8 protein-coding genes are annotated in these 15,974 nt (G+C 55.5%); 4 read left to right on the top strand and 4 right to left on the bottom strand.

All coding sequences use genetic code 11. The annotated features are described in order from the left end of the window. Positions 1–12: 12 nt before the first annotated feature. The 4 genes from NYE26_RS00745 to NYE26_RS00760 all read left to right on the top strand — a co-directional run bounded on the left by NYE26_RS00745 (position 13) and on the right by NYE26_RS00760 (position 5,127). A complete protein-coding gene (locus NYE26_RS00745) occupies positions 13–1,911 on the top strand; it encodes a histidine kinase (protein ID WP_339253194.1) in 1,899 nt (632 codons plus the stop codon). Further along, complete coding sequence (locus tag NYE26_RS00750; protein ID WP_339253196.1) at positions 1,904–3,487, top strand: response regulator; 1,584 nt, start codon at positions 1,904–1,906, stop codon at positions 3,485–3,487. Before NYE26_RS00745 ends, NYE26_RS00750 begins: the two co-directional genes overlap by 8 nt. Before the next feature lie 107 nt (positions 3,488–3,594). Next, positions 3,595–4,398 (top strand): AAC(3) family N-acetyltransferase, encoded by an 804-nt coding sequence (locus NYE26_RS00755; protein WP_339253198.1) that lies wholly within the window; start codon positions 3,595–3,597, stop codon positions 4,396–4,398. A 93-nt stretch (positions 4,399–4,491) separates the two neighbouring features. Beyond that, positions 4,492–5,127, top strand: coding sequence for a histidine phosphatase family protein (locus NYE26_RS00760; RefSeq protein WP_036732690.1), 636 nt, complete (start codon positions 4,492–4,494; stop codon positions 5,125–5,127). 402 nt (positions 5,128–5,529) lie between these two features. Here the strand turns inward: NYE26_RS00760 and NYE26_RS00765 are convergent, their stop codons facing one another. From NYE26_RS00765 to serS, 4 genes are all read right to left on the bottom strand, one after another. Next, positions 5,530–6,801 carry an MFS transporter gene (locus NYE26_RS00765; RefSeq protein WP_339253200.1) on the bottom strand — a complete coding sequence of 424 codons (1,272 nt, stop codon included), beginning with the start codon at positions 6,799–6,801 and terminating at the stop codon, positions 5,530–5,532. Between the two features lie 5 nt (positions 6,802–6,806). Then, positions 6,807–7,712, bottom strand: a complete 906-nt coding sequence (locus NYE26_RS00770; RefSeq protein WP_339253202.1) for a metalloregulator ArsR/SmtB family transcription factor — start codon at positions 7,710–7,712, stop codon at positions 6,807–6,809. Positions 7,713–7,909: 197 nt separating this feature from the next. Then, a complete protein-coding gene (locus NYE26_RS00775) occupies positions 7,910–14,218 on the bottom strand; it encodes an S-layer homology domain-containing protein (RefSeq protein WP_339253204.1) in 6,309 nt (2,102 codons plus the stop codon). Positions 14,219–14,504: 286 nt separating this feature from the next. Beyond that, positions 14,505–15,797, bottom strand: a complete 1,293-nt coding sequence (gene serS, locus NYE26_RS00780; RefSeq protein WP_339253206.1) for a serine--tRNA ligase — start codon at positions 15,795–15,797, stop codon at positions 14,505–14,507. Positions 15,798–15,974 lie beyond the last annotated feature (177 nt).

Here is a 15,974-nt window from a genome sequence, read left to right on the forward strand (position 1 = left end):
TGCGAGGTGAGCATGCGCGAACGAACAGGGGCCTTATGGAATTCCTTCCGCTACTGGTGGGGGCGGAGATCGCTGCAGAGCCGGCTGATTGCCGCTTATATCTTCATTATTCTGGGACCCAGCCTGCTGGTGTCCCTCTATTCGTACAGAGCGATCAATAATACGTATAAACGTGATTCTATTGAGAAGAACAGCTATCTCCTCCAGATGGAGAAGCTGTATGTGCTCAACCAGATTGAAGCGATGGAACGTGTCGCCCAGATGGCTTCCTCGGATAAAGGGGTGGAGAGCTATCTGGTCAGCGAGGATGAGCCTTCGCTTGGAGAACTGATCGATTTCAATACAACTACCTTTGTGAGCTTGAGCCAGATGCAATTCAATAATCCGAATATTGAGCATCTGCGGCTGTTCTCCAGCAATAAGAATGTGCATGAGCTATGGCCGGTTATTTTCAGTGAGGACCGGGTATCGATGGAACCGTGGTTTCAAAAAGCGCTGCAGATGGAGGGACAGCATTACTGGTCCTTTCAGAAGCGGGATCCCGACCTCATGAAGCGCTACGCAGGGGAAGTGGAGGCTGGTCCGGCCAAGGTGTCGCTGCTTAAAGAGAAAAGCATTCCTGCCGGGCATCATGTCGGGATGGTGCAGGTCGATATGCAGCTGAGCAAGTTCGCACCTAAGGCGTTCACCTCTGTACAGGACAATGAATCGCAGATGATGATCGCAGATGAGGAGCTGAACCTGTTCACCCGGACGGACCACTCCTTCTTGGAGGAGAATCCGGGACTCTCTGCGGCCGTTAAAGAACGGCTGGATGTCTACCGTAAGATGGGCGGATGGGAGATGGATTACGAGGAGAACGGGAATTCATTCCTGCTGATTCAAGCGCCGCTGGAGCAGATTAATGCTTCCCTGGTCACGGTGGTCTCCATGAAGGGATTAATGAAGGATATTTCGCGTACCCGCAACCTGATTATTGGGGCGAATATCGTTTTTATTTTCCTGGTAACGATCATTGCCTATATCATGAACGCATTTATTCTGAAGAATCTCCGCCGCCTGACCGAGACGATGAAGAAGGTCCGCAGAGGTGAGCCTTACGGCAGCATCCGGGTCAACGGCGGCGGTGAGGTCGGGGAGCTGGCCCATCATTTCTCGAAGCTGCTGAATACGATCAATACGCTGGTGGCCCAGGCGGTCCATAAGCAGGCGCTCTCCAAGGAAGCGGAGCTGCGCACCCTGCATAATCAGATCGATGCCCACTTCCTCTATAATACGCTGGAGAATATCAAGATGCTGGCCGAAATCGAGAACCAGCGGACCATCTCGGATGCATTGACCCGGCTGGGCGGCATGATGCGTTATAATTTCAAGTGGAGCGGAGAATACGTCAAGCTGAGGGACGAGATCCGCCATATTGAGAATTATGTGGAGGTTATGAACATCAGGTTCGAGCATACCATCCGGTTAGAGCTGGATATTGACAGCGCTTATCTGGAAGTGGAGGTGCTTAAAATGTCGCTGCAGCCGATTGTCGAGAACAGTGTGAAGCATGCCTGGAACGCGGACGGAGTCGAGCTTACGGACCGCGTGGTGCGGATTAATCTGACGGAGGTTGGGACGGAGATTCTCATTGTCGTGCGCGACAATGGTCTGGGACTGACGCCGGAGCGGCTGCTGGCGCTGCATGAGGCGATCTATGCGAAAGAGGAGCCTGGAGCGGACGCTTCCGGGATCAGCAGCGGAGGATATAAGGCGGGCGGCGTCGGACTGCGCAATGTGCATCAGCGGCTGCAGCTATTCTACGGTGAAGCCTACGGGCTCGAGGTACAGAGCGAAGCGGGAAAATGGACGGCCGTGTACATGTCACTGCCCAAAGTTCTATTGACGGGGGATAACAGCTATGACTAATCTGCTGATTGTGGATGATGAAAAAATGATCCGTTTAGGCCTGAAGGCGATGATTGAACGGGAATATCCGGCTGTCTACAGCATATCGATGGCGGGCAACGGCGCGGAAGCACTGGAGCTGTACAAACAGGAGCGGCAGGATGTGATTATCACCGATATCCGGATGCCGATCATGGACGGAATTACACTGCTGGCGCGGCTGTCTGCGGAAGCAGCGGCGGATGAAGCTCCGGCTGTCATTATACTCAGCGGCCATGATGATTTCGAATATGCCAAAAGCGCGATCCGCTACCGCGTCAAGGATTATCTGCTGAAGCCGATCCGCCGTGAGGAGCTGTTCGAGATTCTGGAGCGGATAGCCAAGGAAGGGGAAGAGCGGGAATCCAGCAGCCACAAACAGCTGCAGGAAGCAGAGGGCTACCGCCGCGAGCTGCGGGCGGCCCGTCTGCGCAGCCTCCTGATGCAGCAGGAGAGCGAGGTATCATCTGCGCAGCAGGAGGAGCTTGCGGGGCTTGCGCTGCCTTTTACAGTAGGGGTGCTGAACTATTATCACAGTGACGGTACACGGATGAAGCCTGGAGAGGTGCAGGGGCTGCTGGAGCAGCTCAGCGGACCGCTGGAGCACAAATTCAAGGAGATCCTGACGGACGGGGATGGGAAGCTGGTGCTTGTCGGAGAGGGGGAGAGCTTCCTGGAGCTGGCAAGGAAGGCCGAATCCAAGGAGCTTACGCGGCTGCTGCTCGGAATCAGCAGCGAGAGCCGCAGTGCCGGGCAGTTCCGCGCCTGTTATCTGGAGGCTTGCCGGGCGCTGCAGTACACCTTCCTGTCGCCGCAGGCCAGCTTCGTGGACTATGCGGATATTCAGGCCGGACGGCTGAGCTTCCCGCTCCCGGAGGAGGAGCTGCGGAAGCTGCTCAATATGCTCGGAACCGGGCGGGAGAAGGAGATCAAGGCGTTGCTTGGGGTTATTTTTCAGACGGAGCATCTGCTGAGGCTGGATCTGAGCTACCTGGAGCATGTCGGGCGGAGTATGAATGAACGCGTACTGGATGAGGTGTTCCGTACACATGGCGAAGCTTCGGTGGAGGTGCTGAAGCTCTACCGCCAAGTGGGCAACCTGCATAACTTCCGCCATTTCCACGACTATTACCGTGCGCTGGAGCATCTGCTCCTGAGCGTTAACGATTATATTATAGGCATCAAATCCGCCCATACCGAGCATGCCGATATGGAGGAAGCGCTGGCGTATATCGAAGCGAATTATGCGCGTCCGCTGAACATGGCGATGGTCAGTAATTACGTGTCCCTGAACTATTCTTATTTCAGTGAGGCCTTCAAGGCCTATACCGGGGAGAGCTTCGTGCTGTATCTCAAAAAAGTCCGCATCCGTCACGCCAAGGAGCTGCTGGCCGATAACCGGGTCAAGCTGGCCTCCGTCTCTGAGTCCGTCGGCTTCGAGAACAGCAAGCAGTTCGCACGGGTATTCAAGGAGCTGGAGGGCATCTCCCCCGGAGAGTACCGGGCGAAGCTGCTGATGGGGCGTTATCCCGGCCAGGCTGAGGATAAGGAGTCTTAGGGCTAGGGCAGATGCTGGAACGATAATGAGCGGGAGTTAAGGGCCGGGTGGCAAGACTTGAGGTTCTGGTCTATGATAGGATAGATGGAAGGTCTGGAGGTATTTGTATGGAAGAGATCCAAGGAACACTGATTACGGCAGATAGGCTTGCCGCCGATTTCCGGCAGCTGGGTGTGCAGGAGGGGATGACGCTGCTGCTGCACTCCTCCTTGAAGTCACTCGGGCAGTGGGTGGCAGGCGGACCTGTTGCCGTGATCCTCGCGCTGGAGCAGGTGCTGGGCGAGGAAGGAACGCTGGTGATACCGACGCAATCCTCATGTCTGACCGATCCGTCAGGCTGGAGCAGACCGCCGGTGCCGGAGGCCTGGTGGCCGGAGATCCGGGAGCATATGCCGGCGTACGACCCGTACCTGACGCCTATTCGCGGTATGGGGATTATCCCGGACTGCTTCCGCAAGCAGCGGGGTGTGCGGCGCAGCAGCCATCCGATTGATTCTTTTGCCGCCTGGGGGAAGCACCGGGATGTCATTATTGACAGCCATAGCCTGGAATATGCCTTCGGAGAGCGGTCGCCGCTGGCCCGGATCTATGAACTGGGGGGAAGCGTGCTGCTGCTTGGCGTGGACCATGGGAACAATACCTCGCTGCATCTCGCGGAGCACCGGGCCGATTATGCAGGGAAGCAGGAGGTTATCGCAGGTGCTCCGATGCTGGTGGATGGCGTCCGGCAATGGGTGGAGTTCAGTGATTACAACTGGAATTCGGATGATTTCGCTCAGCTTGGCGCGGACTTTGACAAGGAGACCGGGCGGATTGCCAAGGGCTTCATTGCAGCATCTGCGGCGCAGCTGGTCCCGCAGCGGGAGATTGTCGATTATGGGGTGAAGTGGCTGGAGCGCCGCCGCAGGTAGACCCTGAATGAGACGATTGGCACATGCTGGTGTCATAGCGGCCGGAATGGTCCAATCATCGATACATAATTGGGTAAAGGGGAATCGGAATTCATGACTACAACGGTGTATATTACAAGACACGGGCAGACGGAATGGAATGTGCAGAAGCGGATGCAGGGTCATCAGGATTCGCCGCTTACGCCACTGGGCGTCCAGCAGGCGGAGTGGCTGGGCAAGGCTATGAAGGATGTCCATCTGGACGCGGTCTATGCCAGCTCCAGCCCCCGGGCGCTGCGGACGGCAGAGATTATCCGGGGCGGGCGGGAGATCCCGCTTACCGCTTATGATGAGTTCAAAGAGATTAACCTTGGCGTCTGGGAAGGCCGGGAGGCCGGTGAGCTGGAGGAGCAGTACCCGGAGCAGCACCAGCTATTCTGGGGGGACCCGGCGCTGTTCAGCATCCAGGGCGGCGAGACCTTCGCAGCAGTGCAGGAGCGTGCGCTCGGCAAGTTGCGTGAGCTCATAGACCTGCACGAAGGCGGCACGATCCTTATTGCCACTCATACGGTAGTAGTGAAGGTGTTGATGGCTTATTTTGAAGACCGGGCCATGGACAAGCTATGGGATCTGCCCTACATTCACCCTACCTGCCTATGCAGAATTGATATTACTGACGGCGTGCCGGAGATTGTGCTGCACGGGGACACCAGTCATTATGTGACCAGTGAGGGCGGGCTGGAGTCCTGAGTAGCAGTTACTGGATAGCAGCACAGCAGGTAGAGCTACGATAAACAGGCGATGCGCATGTGGCATCGCCTGTTTGGCGTGGGGCGGCATAAGGCGTGCGCGGGAATTTTGCACATTGTGCAACACTGGGGCTCGCTAGGGGGCAGTGTGTAGGAATCCTGCATGAAATGCAACAATGGGGCTCGATAAGAACGGCCTGTGCGGAGATCCTGCGCGAAATGCAACAATCCAGCTCCCGTTAGCCCCGAATCGCCCGAAATCCTGCAAAAGCTGCAACAATGTGCCATAACCAGTAACAAATTAAGAAAAATCTTGTATAAAGTGCAACACTGGAGCTTGATAGGGGCGATCTACGCAGAGATCCTGCACGAAATTCAACACTGTCAGCTCCTTAAGGTCCATCTACATAGATGCATTGCCCGTCAGCGCAGCCTCCTGGCGCTGGCGGTCCCGCTGCTCCAGCACAGACAGGTCGCCGTCCAGCGCTTTCAGGCCGGGCAGGCGCAGGGCCACTCCGGCGTAAAGCACTGGAAGAAGACCTGCGGCAATCAAAAGCACAGGAACCCCGTACAGCTCAGCGACCGTACCGGCTGCCAAGGCGCCAATCGGCGACAGGCTCCCGCCAATCAGGAAGCGGACCGAATTCACCCGGCCCTGAAGCTGACCGGGTACGAGCCGCCCGTGCAGGGAGGAGCTTAGGGAACTGAAGAACGGCCCCATCAGCCCGGCGGCGAATACGGCGAACAAGGCGAAGGCATAGCTGGGGATGAAGCCCCACAGCATGGTGACGATACCTGACAAGCCCAGGCTGCCCAGCATGACAGCGCGCCGCTGCTTAATCTCGCCCATGATGGAGATGACCCCGAGTCCGGTGAGATACCCAAGCGCAGAAGCTGTAGACAGCGTACCTACAGCCGCCGCATTGCGGTGCAGCACCTCGCGGACATAAGGGACCATCATCGTCCATATGGCTGTGGAGCTAAGATTGCTGACGGCAGCCATCATCATGATCGTCAGCATGGCCGGGAACCGCCGATAGAACGAGAAGCCTTCGGCTACCTCCCGCAGATAGCCGGACACGGAAACGGCAGCAGCAGGCGGCCCGGCGGGCTTGCCCATCCGGGGCAGCCACAGCAGCATGGCAATCGCAGCCATATAGCAGACGGCGTTGACCCCGAGCGCTGGCAAGGCGCCGCTGGCCGCGGTCAGGATACCGGCAAGCGCTGGACCGAGCAGCACGGCAGCGCCCTTGCAGCCGTCAATGATGGCGAAGGCACGCATCAGCTTGCCGGTTCCGGCGATTTCCGGGATGACGGCCATGGCCGTCGGCAGGAACAGCGCGGAGCAGGCGCCGCTCAGGCTGGCGGCCGCGAACAGCTGCCAGAGCTGGAGATGGCCGGCGAGGCCCATGCCGAGCGGAAGCAGGAGCGCCAGCAGCCGCAGCACGGCAAGGCAGGCCATGAACCGCACGCGGGGCAGCCGGTCGGATAGCGGCGAGCCGAGCAGGCGCAGTACTTGCTCGGGAATCATGGAGCTGAGCGCAAGCGCCCCCATTGCTACCTTGGAGCCGGTCAGGTCATAGACCAGCCACTCCATGGCCAGCAGCCCAAAGGCATCGCCGAAGGCGCTGAGTGAAACCGTGGATAACAATCCGTAATAGCTCCGTTTCTGCAACTTTCTCACCCCTTCAGGTAATCCTCAATTTGCCCAGGCAGATCGTCCAGAGCCTCCAGCCGCAGGCTGTAGGAGACACTTTTGCCGCTGGTGTGAACGATAACCAGACCTGCTGCGCGCAGCGCGATCAGGTGGTAGTGAATCGTGCTTTTGGACAGCTGGACCGCCTTCACAATCTCCGTGAAATTCATCTGGCTGCCGGTAAGCTGCCGGAGAATGAACAGCCGGGTCTCATCCGATAACGCCCGGGTAAGCCGCAGCAGCGCGGCAGCGGGCCGTCCTTCTCCGGGGGGAAGCGCATCACAAGAGTAGCTGGTGAACACAAACTCATCATATTGAGAGGAGATAACCAGCGGACGGGCATGATACTGCGGAGTGATAATAACCTGCTTCAGCGTCTTAGACGGATAGAGCCGCATCCCTTCGGTAGCTGCCTCGTAGATGGCCATATCATTCGTTCCGTCCAGCATCGCTGCCCGTGCTTCGGCCTCCTGCCGCAGCCCTTCTATGATGGCCGGTTCAATGCTGCTGAAATAGCTGTCATTCCACACCCGGATCACTTCAGCCGCAGCATCCCGCAGCCCGGCAAGATTCGCAGGCACACTCTGCCCGAACCGCCCGGCAATGTCGTAGAGCTCCCCCGGAGACAATTCTTCGAACCAATGCAGGAATTCCTCCGGCGTACGCTCTCCGGGACAGCTCCAGATGTAGGGTGAGAGACTGAAATTATCGGTGAGCTTCAGCACTTCCTTCATGCGCTGGAGCATGACAGGGGCAAACTGCGTCTGGACCTGGCGGACCCAGGAGGTCCCGGCATCCATAGCCGTATGATTTTGCTTGCCGATAAAGGCGTTCAGGCTGGTAATGCATTCATAGACAGGCGCGAAGTCCACAGTTACTTTATAATCCATAAGGAATTCCTGCTTTCTGGTGTAGTAGAGATAATTGTTCTATAAACATAGAACTTATATTTGTTTTATCATAAACGAACTTTTCTAGTTTGGCAAATCTTATTATTCAAAAAAAGGCGGTTCCCATCAGCGCATCATGCGCCTTGGGAACCGCCTTTACTGATTTAAACCTCGTATAACGCTGTAGCGTGCGTGCGTTAGTTAATGAATTGCAGCGACTTCAAGGTCTTCTCCAGCATCGTAGCCGCTTCCGCACGGGTAGCCAGCTTCGCCGGAGCGAACGCACCATCAGGGGTACCCTGGATGATGCCTGCGGCGGCGATCTCTGCTACCGCTGCTCTGGACCAGGCCGGGATGCTTGAGGCATCGCGGAATTTAGCCAGTACAGCCGAATCGGCCGTCAGGTTCTTGCCGGTGTATTTCATAGCTTTGGACAGGACGGCTGCCATCTCCTGCCGGGTAATCGGACTGCCCGGCTTGAAGCTGCCATCGGTATAACCGGTAATCAGACCCGCGGCTGCTGCTGTCTGTACAGCATCCGTGTACCATGCGCCAGCACGGACATCACTGAAGGATGTTCCTGTTGCTGCCGGTGCAAGCCCCAGCGAGCGGGTGATCAAGGCTGCGAACTCTGCCCGTGTTATGGACTGGGCAGGTGAGAAAGCGGTGCTGCTGGTGCCGGTAATCACCAGCTTCGAGGCCAGCAGCTCAATGGCCGATTGTGCCCAGTGTCCGGTAGTATCGCCGAAGGTCTTGGACGACTTCACCACAGTGTAATAGCTGTTGCTGTTGCGCTTGATCGTTACCTCTGTATGTCCGTCTGCCGGGCTTGCGAAGACAGAAGGCACGAAGGAAAGCTTGCCCGTGGCCGGGTCATAGGTGACCCCGGTTGCCTCCGAGGCATTCAGTGCGCCAGTGGCGGTAAGGGTCCGCTTCACATAGGTACTGCCGAAGCTGTTCAGCGGTACGCTGGTGGTGCCTGCCTGGGCAGTGACACTGAATTCAATGACGGGTGCAGCAACGGTGATAGTACCTGCCTGTGCGGCGATGGCCTTGTTCAGACCGTCAAGTGCAGCAGGTCCGGCCTGAAGCAGCGAGACAGTGACCGTGAACTCCCCGGTGCCAAGTCTTGCAGCCAGTGCTGATCCGTTCACAACGCTCAGCGGCAGGGAGTAGGAGGCTCCGCCTGATGAGGTAAAGGTAAGCACGGTATCAGGGCGGGCAGCCGCCTGCTGAACCAGCACACTGCCTGGCAGGACAACCTGTGCGCCTCCTGCCGACGCTGTAAGCGGGATGATCAGCTCACTAGAACCGGCTGGCAGTGCGGCCAGCTTCGCTGTAAGCTCTGCTGCTGTAAGCGTGGTAACCTGCGGTGCTGCCGCGCTTGGAGTAGAGGTTACTGATGGCGTTGCCGTAGGAGTCACTCCTCCGGTGCCCCCTGGGCTTCCGCCTTCCGGTGCCGTGGTTGGAGCCGGAGTAGGCGTTACAGTCGGACTTGGGTTTGGAACGGCACCCTTCAGATCGGTGATCCGTCCTTCAACGCTTGAATTTACCGGATTATGCTTCTTCAGATAGGCCAGCAGGACTTCGAAGTCGGGAAGACCCAGTTCATAATAACGTCCATCCGCCTTGGCTGAAGCCAGTGCGCGGTAGAAGTCCCCGCCGCCAGCCATGAAGGAGTTCGTGGACAGAATATAATAGCCTGCCGGATCAATCGGCTGGTAAGATCCGTCCGTCTGCTTGATCTCAACGGAGATGATGCGTTCCCCGGTCTGGGTCACCTGACCGGTCAATGAACTCACAATCTCTGGTTTTTTAGTCGAATCATACGTGTATTTCATCCCCGAGACATGGGCGAAACGTCCCTGGTCGGTTTCGAGGCCGCTGACTGCGTTCTCCAGAGAAGAGATGATCTCTGCGCCGGTAACCTTCAGGGCGACCAGGCTGTTATTGAACGGAAGAGTGGTCAACACTTCTCCCATAGTGATCTCGCCCTTGTCAATCGCCGCACGGATGCCTCCGCCATTCTGAATGGCTACGACGCCTTTGATCGTACCCAGCTCATCCTTGGACACGAAGTTAGGCATCAGCTCGGTGACCTTTTCCGCGATGCTGTCTGCAATCATGTTGCCGATCGGTGTCTCTTCCTTGCGCACCACGCGGACGGATTTCCCGTCAATGTCGCGGTTGGTGTAGAGGTCAACTTCGGAGCGGCCTACGACCTGGCTGCGGACCGCTTCGAGCTTGGAATCGTATGTTGAAGCCAGCTTGGCTTTGGCCGCCGGATCTTCAGCGTATTTGGCTACGTCCAGCAGCTTGCCATTGTACGATACAATGTCGCCGTTCTTGTCAAAGACAACGTTCAGCTCACCCAGATTTTGACCGTATTCTCCCGTCTGGACGACCAGCACAGGTTTACCTGTACCAACGTTGGTAACCGACTCAGGAGGGTTGTCGATCTTGGTATGAGAATGACCGCCGACAATGATATCAATGCCGTCCACAGCTGCAGCGAGATTCTTGTCTACGGTATACCCCAGATGGGTTACCGCGATAATCTTATTAACCCCTTTAGCTTCGAGCATCGATACAGTGTTCTTCGCGCTCTCAATATGGTCCTTGAAGCTAATCTTATCTCCCGGAGAAGATAATCCGACCGTATCCTCAGTGGTCAGACCGAAGATACCGACCTTTTCTCCGTAAACGTCTTTGATTACAGCCGGATAGATGTTCCCGTTATACGCGGTGTCACCTTCGCCGATGGTAACGATATCGTTGTGGTACCGGTCTGCAAGCTCACTGTTCTTAGAGGTAAAGTCAATGTTTGCGCTCGCGAACGGGAATTTCGCCGCTTCCACGAAATTTCTCAGGTATTCAGGATGATCCTTATTCTGATCAAATTCATGGTTGCCGAAGGTCATCGCGTCATAGCCGAGGTCGTTCATGAAATCAACATCCGCCATGCCTTTAAACGTAGTGGAATAGAGTGTCCCTGAGAACACATCTCCTGCATCTAACAGTAGAGTATAGGGATTGCGTTCCTGCTTGATCGCCGTAGCACGCTTGGCAATGGTCTCCAGATGTCCATGCGTGTCATTCGTGTGCAGCACACGCAGAGCGAAGTTGGATAGGTCGAACTGAGCGACTACCGGATCATGGTCGGATGCCCGTCCACGCGATGCCGGGAAGTCTGCATTAAGATGGACAACGTCCATTTCTGCGGATTTCGCAATATTTTTACTCGCCAAAATATGATCCAGTACCTGTGAGTTTCCGTCATACGTATAAGTGTACTGTTCATTAAGCGGCAGCTTGTCAATCAGATTGTCCAGCTCATTGCCTTTGAGAATGTCTACGGTCTTCGTGAATTGGAAATCATTCAAGTCGCCCATGGCAATAATATTCGCCGACGGGTTGGCTGCGAGCACATCCTTGACGAAGCCGTTCACGACGGCGGCAATCTTGTGACGCTGTGTCTCACTTGACAAAACCGGCGGCTGAACGTTCTCAAACGGGCCGTTATCCCCCGACTTGGAATTGAAGTGATTGGCAATCACAATGACCTTCTTGCCTTTGAACTCGAATTGAGCAGCCAGCGGTTTGCGGGATTCTTTAAAGGCATCGTTCGCCGGGTCAATTCTTCCCGGATTGTAGGTGAGCTTGTCCGCAGCCGCATTGTAGCTGACCGCTTGCAGAGCGGAACCCTTCTGTCCGCTGATGCTGTCAGACAGCTTGACTCTTGCCGGATTGTAGAGGAACCCGACCCGGATGTTACCGCCGGGAGCACCGCCGTCTGCTTTATCCGATGGAGCAATATCAATATACTGGTACGCCGGGCCTCCGGCGGTCTGAATCGCTTCGATCAGCTCGGCGGCATTGGCTTCCACGATACCGTTGTCCACCTCGCCGCTGCTGTCCTGCATTTCAACGACGCTGATAATATCCGGCTTCTGGAGATTTACAGCGATGGACTGAGCCAGCTTCTGAATCTTCGCGGCTCCTACGCCAGGGTAATAGTTCTCGATATTATACGAAGCCACCAGCAGCTTGTCCTCAGCTACAGCAATCGTAGAGGTCTCCTGTGTGAAGCTTCCTTGCGTAATGCCGGGCAGACTTCCATTCGCCGGAATAACCTTGAAATTTCCATTGTTGTAGCCGATTACTCCGGTCACATCACCGTTGAATGTATCACCGGTACCAACCTCTTGGCCGGGATTGCCATAGGCGATCAGCAGCCGCTGCGGATTAAGGTTTTTGGCGTCTTTTAGAACAAGTCCGCCTGCCGGTGTAATAACATCGTCCATCGTATTGTCCACTCTCGTAGGAATGTTATATACGGTGGAGGTACCGCCGCCGCTTGTCCAATACGGACTGAGAATCGTAGGAGTCGGAAGTGTAACGAGCATCCCCTCAAGCGATTCATAAAAGTCCATAGCATCCTCATCGGGCTGGAATTCGGTTAGTTTATCATCGTCGATGACTGAGGACGGGATGATCCGCCCGCCTTTGCCCAGAACTACAGGCTCAGGAAGTTTTACGTTTTTGGCAACCGTCTTGATTGTACTGAGTGTAATTTGGGTGGAGGTCAGATTCTTGCTGCTACCCTCATTGTACTCCGACACCATACCCGATACAGTCACATGATCTCCAATATCGGGTTTCAGGCTGGAGTTCGTGCTGTATACGAATATGCCTTCTGAGGTATTGTCGTTGGTATCCGGCTTAGGGTCCTGTATGAAAAAGCCTTTATAATTGCCGTTCGCAAATGTATATCCATACTGGGTAACAATCCCCTCGACATCCGTAACGGTCTGGCCGGCATATTCAGAGGCATGGGATTCCCCTTGAATATCATGGATGCGCGGAGGCGCTGAAGCGGTATAACTGAACGTGAATACTTTGCTGGTCTGGCCCGGAATGGAAGCGATAGCTTTAATTACAGTATCCTTAGTAATCGTAATCGGAACGGTATACAACGTACTGGACACGGTAGGTTCTGAGCCGTCGAGCGTATAATAGACAGCTGCTCCTTCTGTAGGACTGGATAGTGTTACAGAGCCTCCGCTAATGATTCGTCCGGCGCCGGGGCTGGCGGTCACAGAGAAGAGCTCTTCTACCAGACTCTCGGCATTCAGCGGAATGAATTGATAGATATCATTAAACTGTTCAATAACACCGGTGATTCTATCAAAATGCTTTTCTGCGGTCAGTTGAGGCAGGTCAGAGTAAATTCTGAACGGCTGCTCTGCTTGAATGGCGGTGACATTCTTACCGTCTTTACTTTTGATCGTCACATTCTCAAGTGTGACAAGTTTAGCCTCATAAGCTTCACCATTTGCTGTTGTCAGTTCTGCGGCGGTGATTAACTGGGGAGCAGGAACACCGGCATCCGGAGTCACTACACTGTAGTTAAGCCCAGCGGACGGTTTAAGTTCCTGGAGGTTACTGTAGATATCCATAACACCTTGAATATTAACAATATCTCCTGCTTTGGCGAAGTCAGGGTACCCGTACAGCACAAGGCCTGCAGTGCCATCCTGAATGTACATTTTTGCGCCGTCGATGTGTGTAACCGTTCCTTCCGTCCATACGTTTTGACCCTTAGGTGCCGGGCGGACAGAGGCAATATCCTGTTGTTGAAGCAGGGTGTAATCATAACTCCTTACCGTACTGTACACTGAATCCGATACGGCAGCATAGGTCTTGATGGTTGTGGGTGCATTCAGCAGTATGGGTCCGCTGTATGGCTTGAATGCCGCTTCGGCGCCGTCTATGTAGACTGCGGCGTACACGGATGCGCCAACGGTTGAAGTATTAAGGGAGATTTCAGTGCCTGTGGGCCAGGCATTGGCAGACGGAGTGGCAATAACCGGCGCTACAGTCTGACTGAGACCATAATGGCTATTGCGGGGATCAGGGGGCTGGACGGTGAAGTCCTTAGAGTTATTATCGGTATCGAAGGCACGGTTATCTGCAGGTGAAATGTCTGCGGTCTTGCGCACTGCGGCAAGGGTACTGCTTAGTGCGGCTGTAGCTCCGCTGCCTTCATAAGTAGTGGCAGTTCCGAAGCCAACCATATCAACACCTGCATTGGAGGCATCTACAAGGTCAATTTTGCCATTGGTAGCTCCAAGCTTTAATGTTCCTGTATAATCAGGGGCGGGCAATTCAACCGTACCTCCGGTACCAGCCGATTGCTGGATCAGAAAGTATCCCTTCGCGGCAATGGTTCCTGTTAATACTGAGATGTCGGATGTGTTACTTAGGTCACCATTGGCACTGGCATAACGCACCTTCCATCCCTCAAGACTCACTGCTGTATCCGTAGGATTGTATAATTCAATGAAGTCATTTTTGTATTTAGCGCCGCCGTTGCCGCCGCCACCGTAGACTTGTGAGATTACAATATTACTGTTATCCGCTGTTGCCTGTGCACTTTGTCCAGCAGGCGTTAACAGTCCGAGCAGCATTAGCACGGATAACCCTGCAGACAGCCATCTTCGCATCCTGTGAGAAATAACCATGATCCTAAACCCACTCCTCTCAAAACTATGATTGGCATTCCCCATTATTCTACCATTTAATTGTTAAATAAAGGGTCGCTTCATATAAATATATATTAATTTGAGACCAATTCAAAAGAATAATAGAGAAGTTTATTAGAAATGCATAAAAACAGTAGAAATGTTTAGTATAAAATCTATATAAATAGCCCTTCCCCAATATATGGGGAAGGGCTATTATCGATTATTAATAGAAAATCAATTATAGTCGACGTTGTAGAGCCGGAAATCAGCCGTGATTCAATCCCGGTTCAATCCGCTCTGCCCCGCCCATATAAGGCCGTAGTGCCTGCGGGATATAGATCGATCCGTCCTCCTGCTGGTGGTTCTCCAGCAGCGGAATCAGAATGCGCGGCGTGGCGACCGCTGTGTTGTTCAAGGTATGGCAGTATTGCAGCCGCCCCTCTTCATCACGGTAGCGGATGCCCGAGCGGCGGGCCTGGAAGTCGAGCAGATTGGAAGCCGAGTGGGTCTCCCCGTAAGCTTCTCTGCCCGGCATCCAGGTCTCGATGTCATACTGCTTATGGGTCTTCATCGCCATGTCTCCGCTACAGACGGCGACTACCCGGTAAGGCAGCTCCAGCAGCTGAAGAATATGCTCGGCATTGCCGAGAATCTCCTGGAGCATCTGCTCCGATTCTGCGGGATCATTCTTGCACATGACCACCTGCTCGATCTTCGAGAACTGGTGGACCCGGTACAGCCCGCGCACATCGCGGCCGGCCGAACCCACCTCACGGCGGAAGCAGGCCGACATCCCGGCCAGCCGCAGCGGCTGATCCAGCTCCAGAATCTCATCGCTGTACAGCGAGACCAGCGACACCTCCGAGGTCCCGGCCAGCCAGCGCTTCTCGCCTGTCAGCTCGTAGGTCTGGTCCCGGCCGCCGGGGAAGAACCCGGTCCGCTCCAGCGCTTCCGGCCGGACGATCACGGGCACATCCATCGGGGTGAAGCCGCGCTGCATCAGCACATCGAGGGCCAGCCGCTGCACGGCAAGATGCAGCAGCAGCCCGGCCCCCTTCAGCACATAGCTGCGGGGCCCTCCGGCTTTGACACCGCGCGGAAGGTCGATGATGTCGTGCAGCTCTCCGAGCTCGACATGGTCCCGCGCGCGGAAGCCGAACACCGGCGGCGCGCCATGCCGCCGCAGCTCCACATTCGCGCTGTCATCCGGCCCGATCGGCGTATCCGCCGACACGGGATTCGGCGCGAGCAGCAGCAGCTCGCCGCAGCGCTGCTCCGCATCCAGAAGCTCCGCCTCCAGCAGAGTCAGCTGGCCGTTGATCACCCGCACCTGCTCCTTGGCCAGCTCGCCACCCGAAACGTCGCCCCCGCGCAGCAGGCGCTCGACCTCCTTCGTCAGCGCGTTGCGCTCCGCGCGCCGCTGCTCGGTGGCCCGGCGTACCTCCCGCCGCCGGTCATCCCACTCCAGAAGTTCCTCCAGGGGGAACTTCAATCTTTTCCATTCGGCCGTCTTCCGTACAATGTCCTCATTCTCCCTGATCCAATTCATATCCAACATCTGCATCCGCTCCTTAAGTGTGGGTAAAAAAACGCAAAAAACGCCCTCATCCATGGGACGAGGAGCGTCAGCTCGCGGTGCCACCCAGGTTGACCTCATTCACGTATAGCAGCTAAGCAGCGCGGAATCAGGCCCTCTTTGGTCTTCGCGGTAACGGGCGAAACCCGGTAAACTTAG

It is taken from the genome of Paenibacillus sp. FSL P2-0136, assembly GCF_037975325.1.
GTDB classification, from domain to species: domain Bacteria; phylum Bacillota; class Bacilli; order Paenibacillales; family Paenibacillaceae; genus Paenibacillus_AQ; species Paenibacillus_AQ silagei.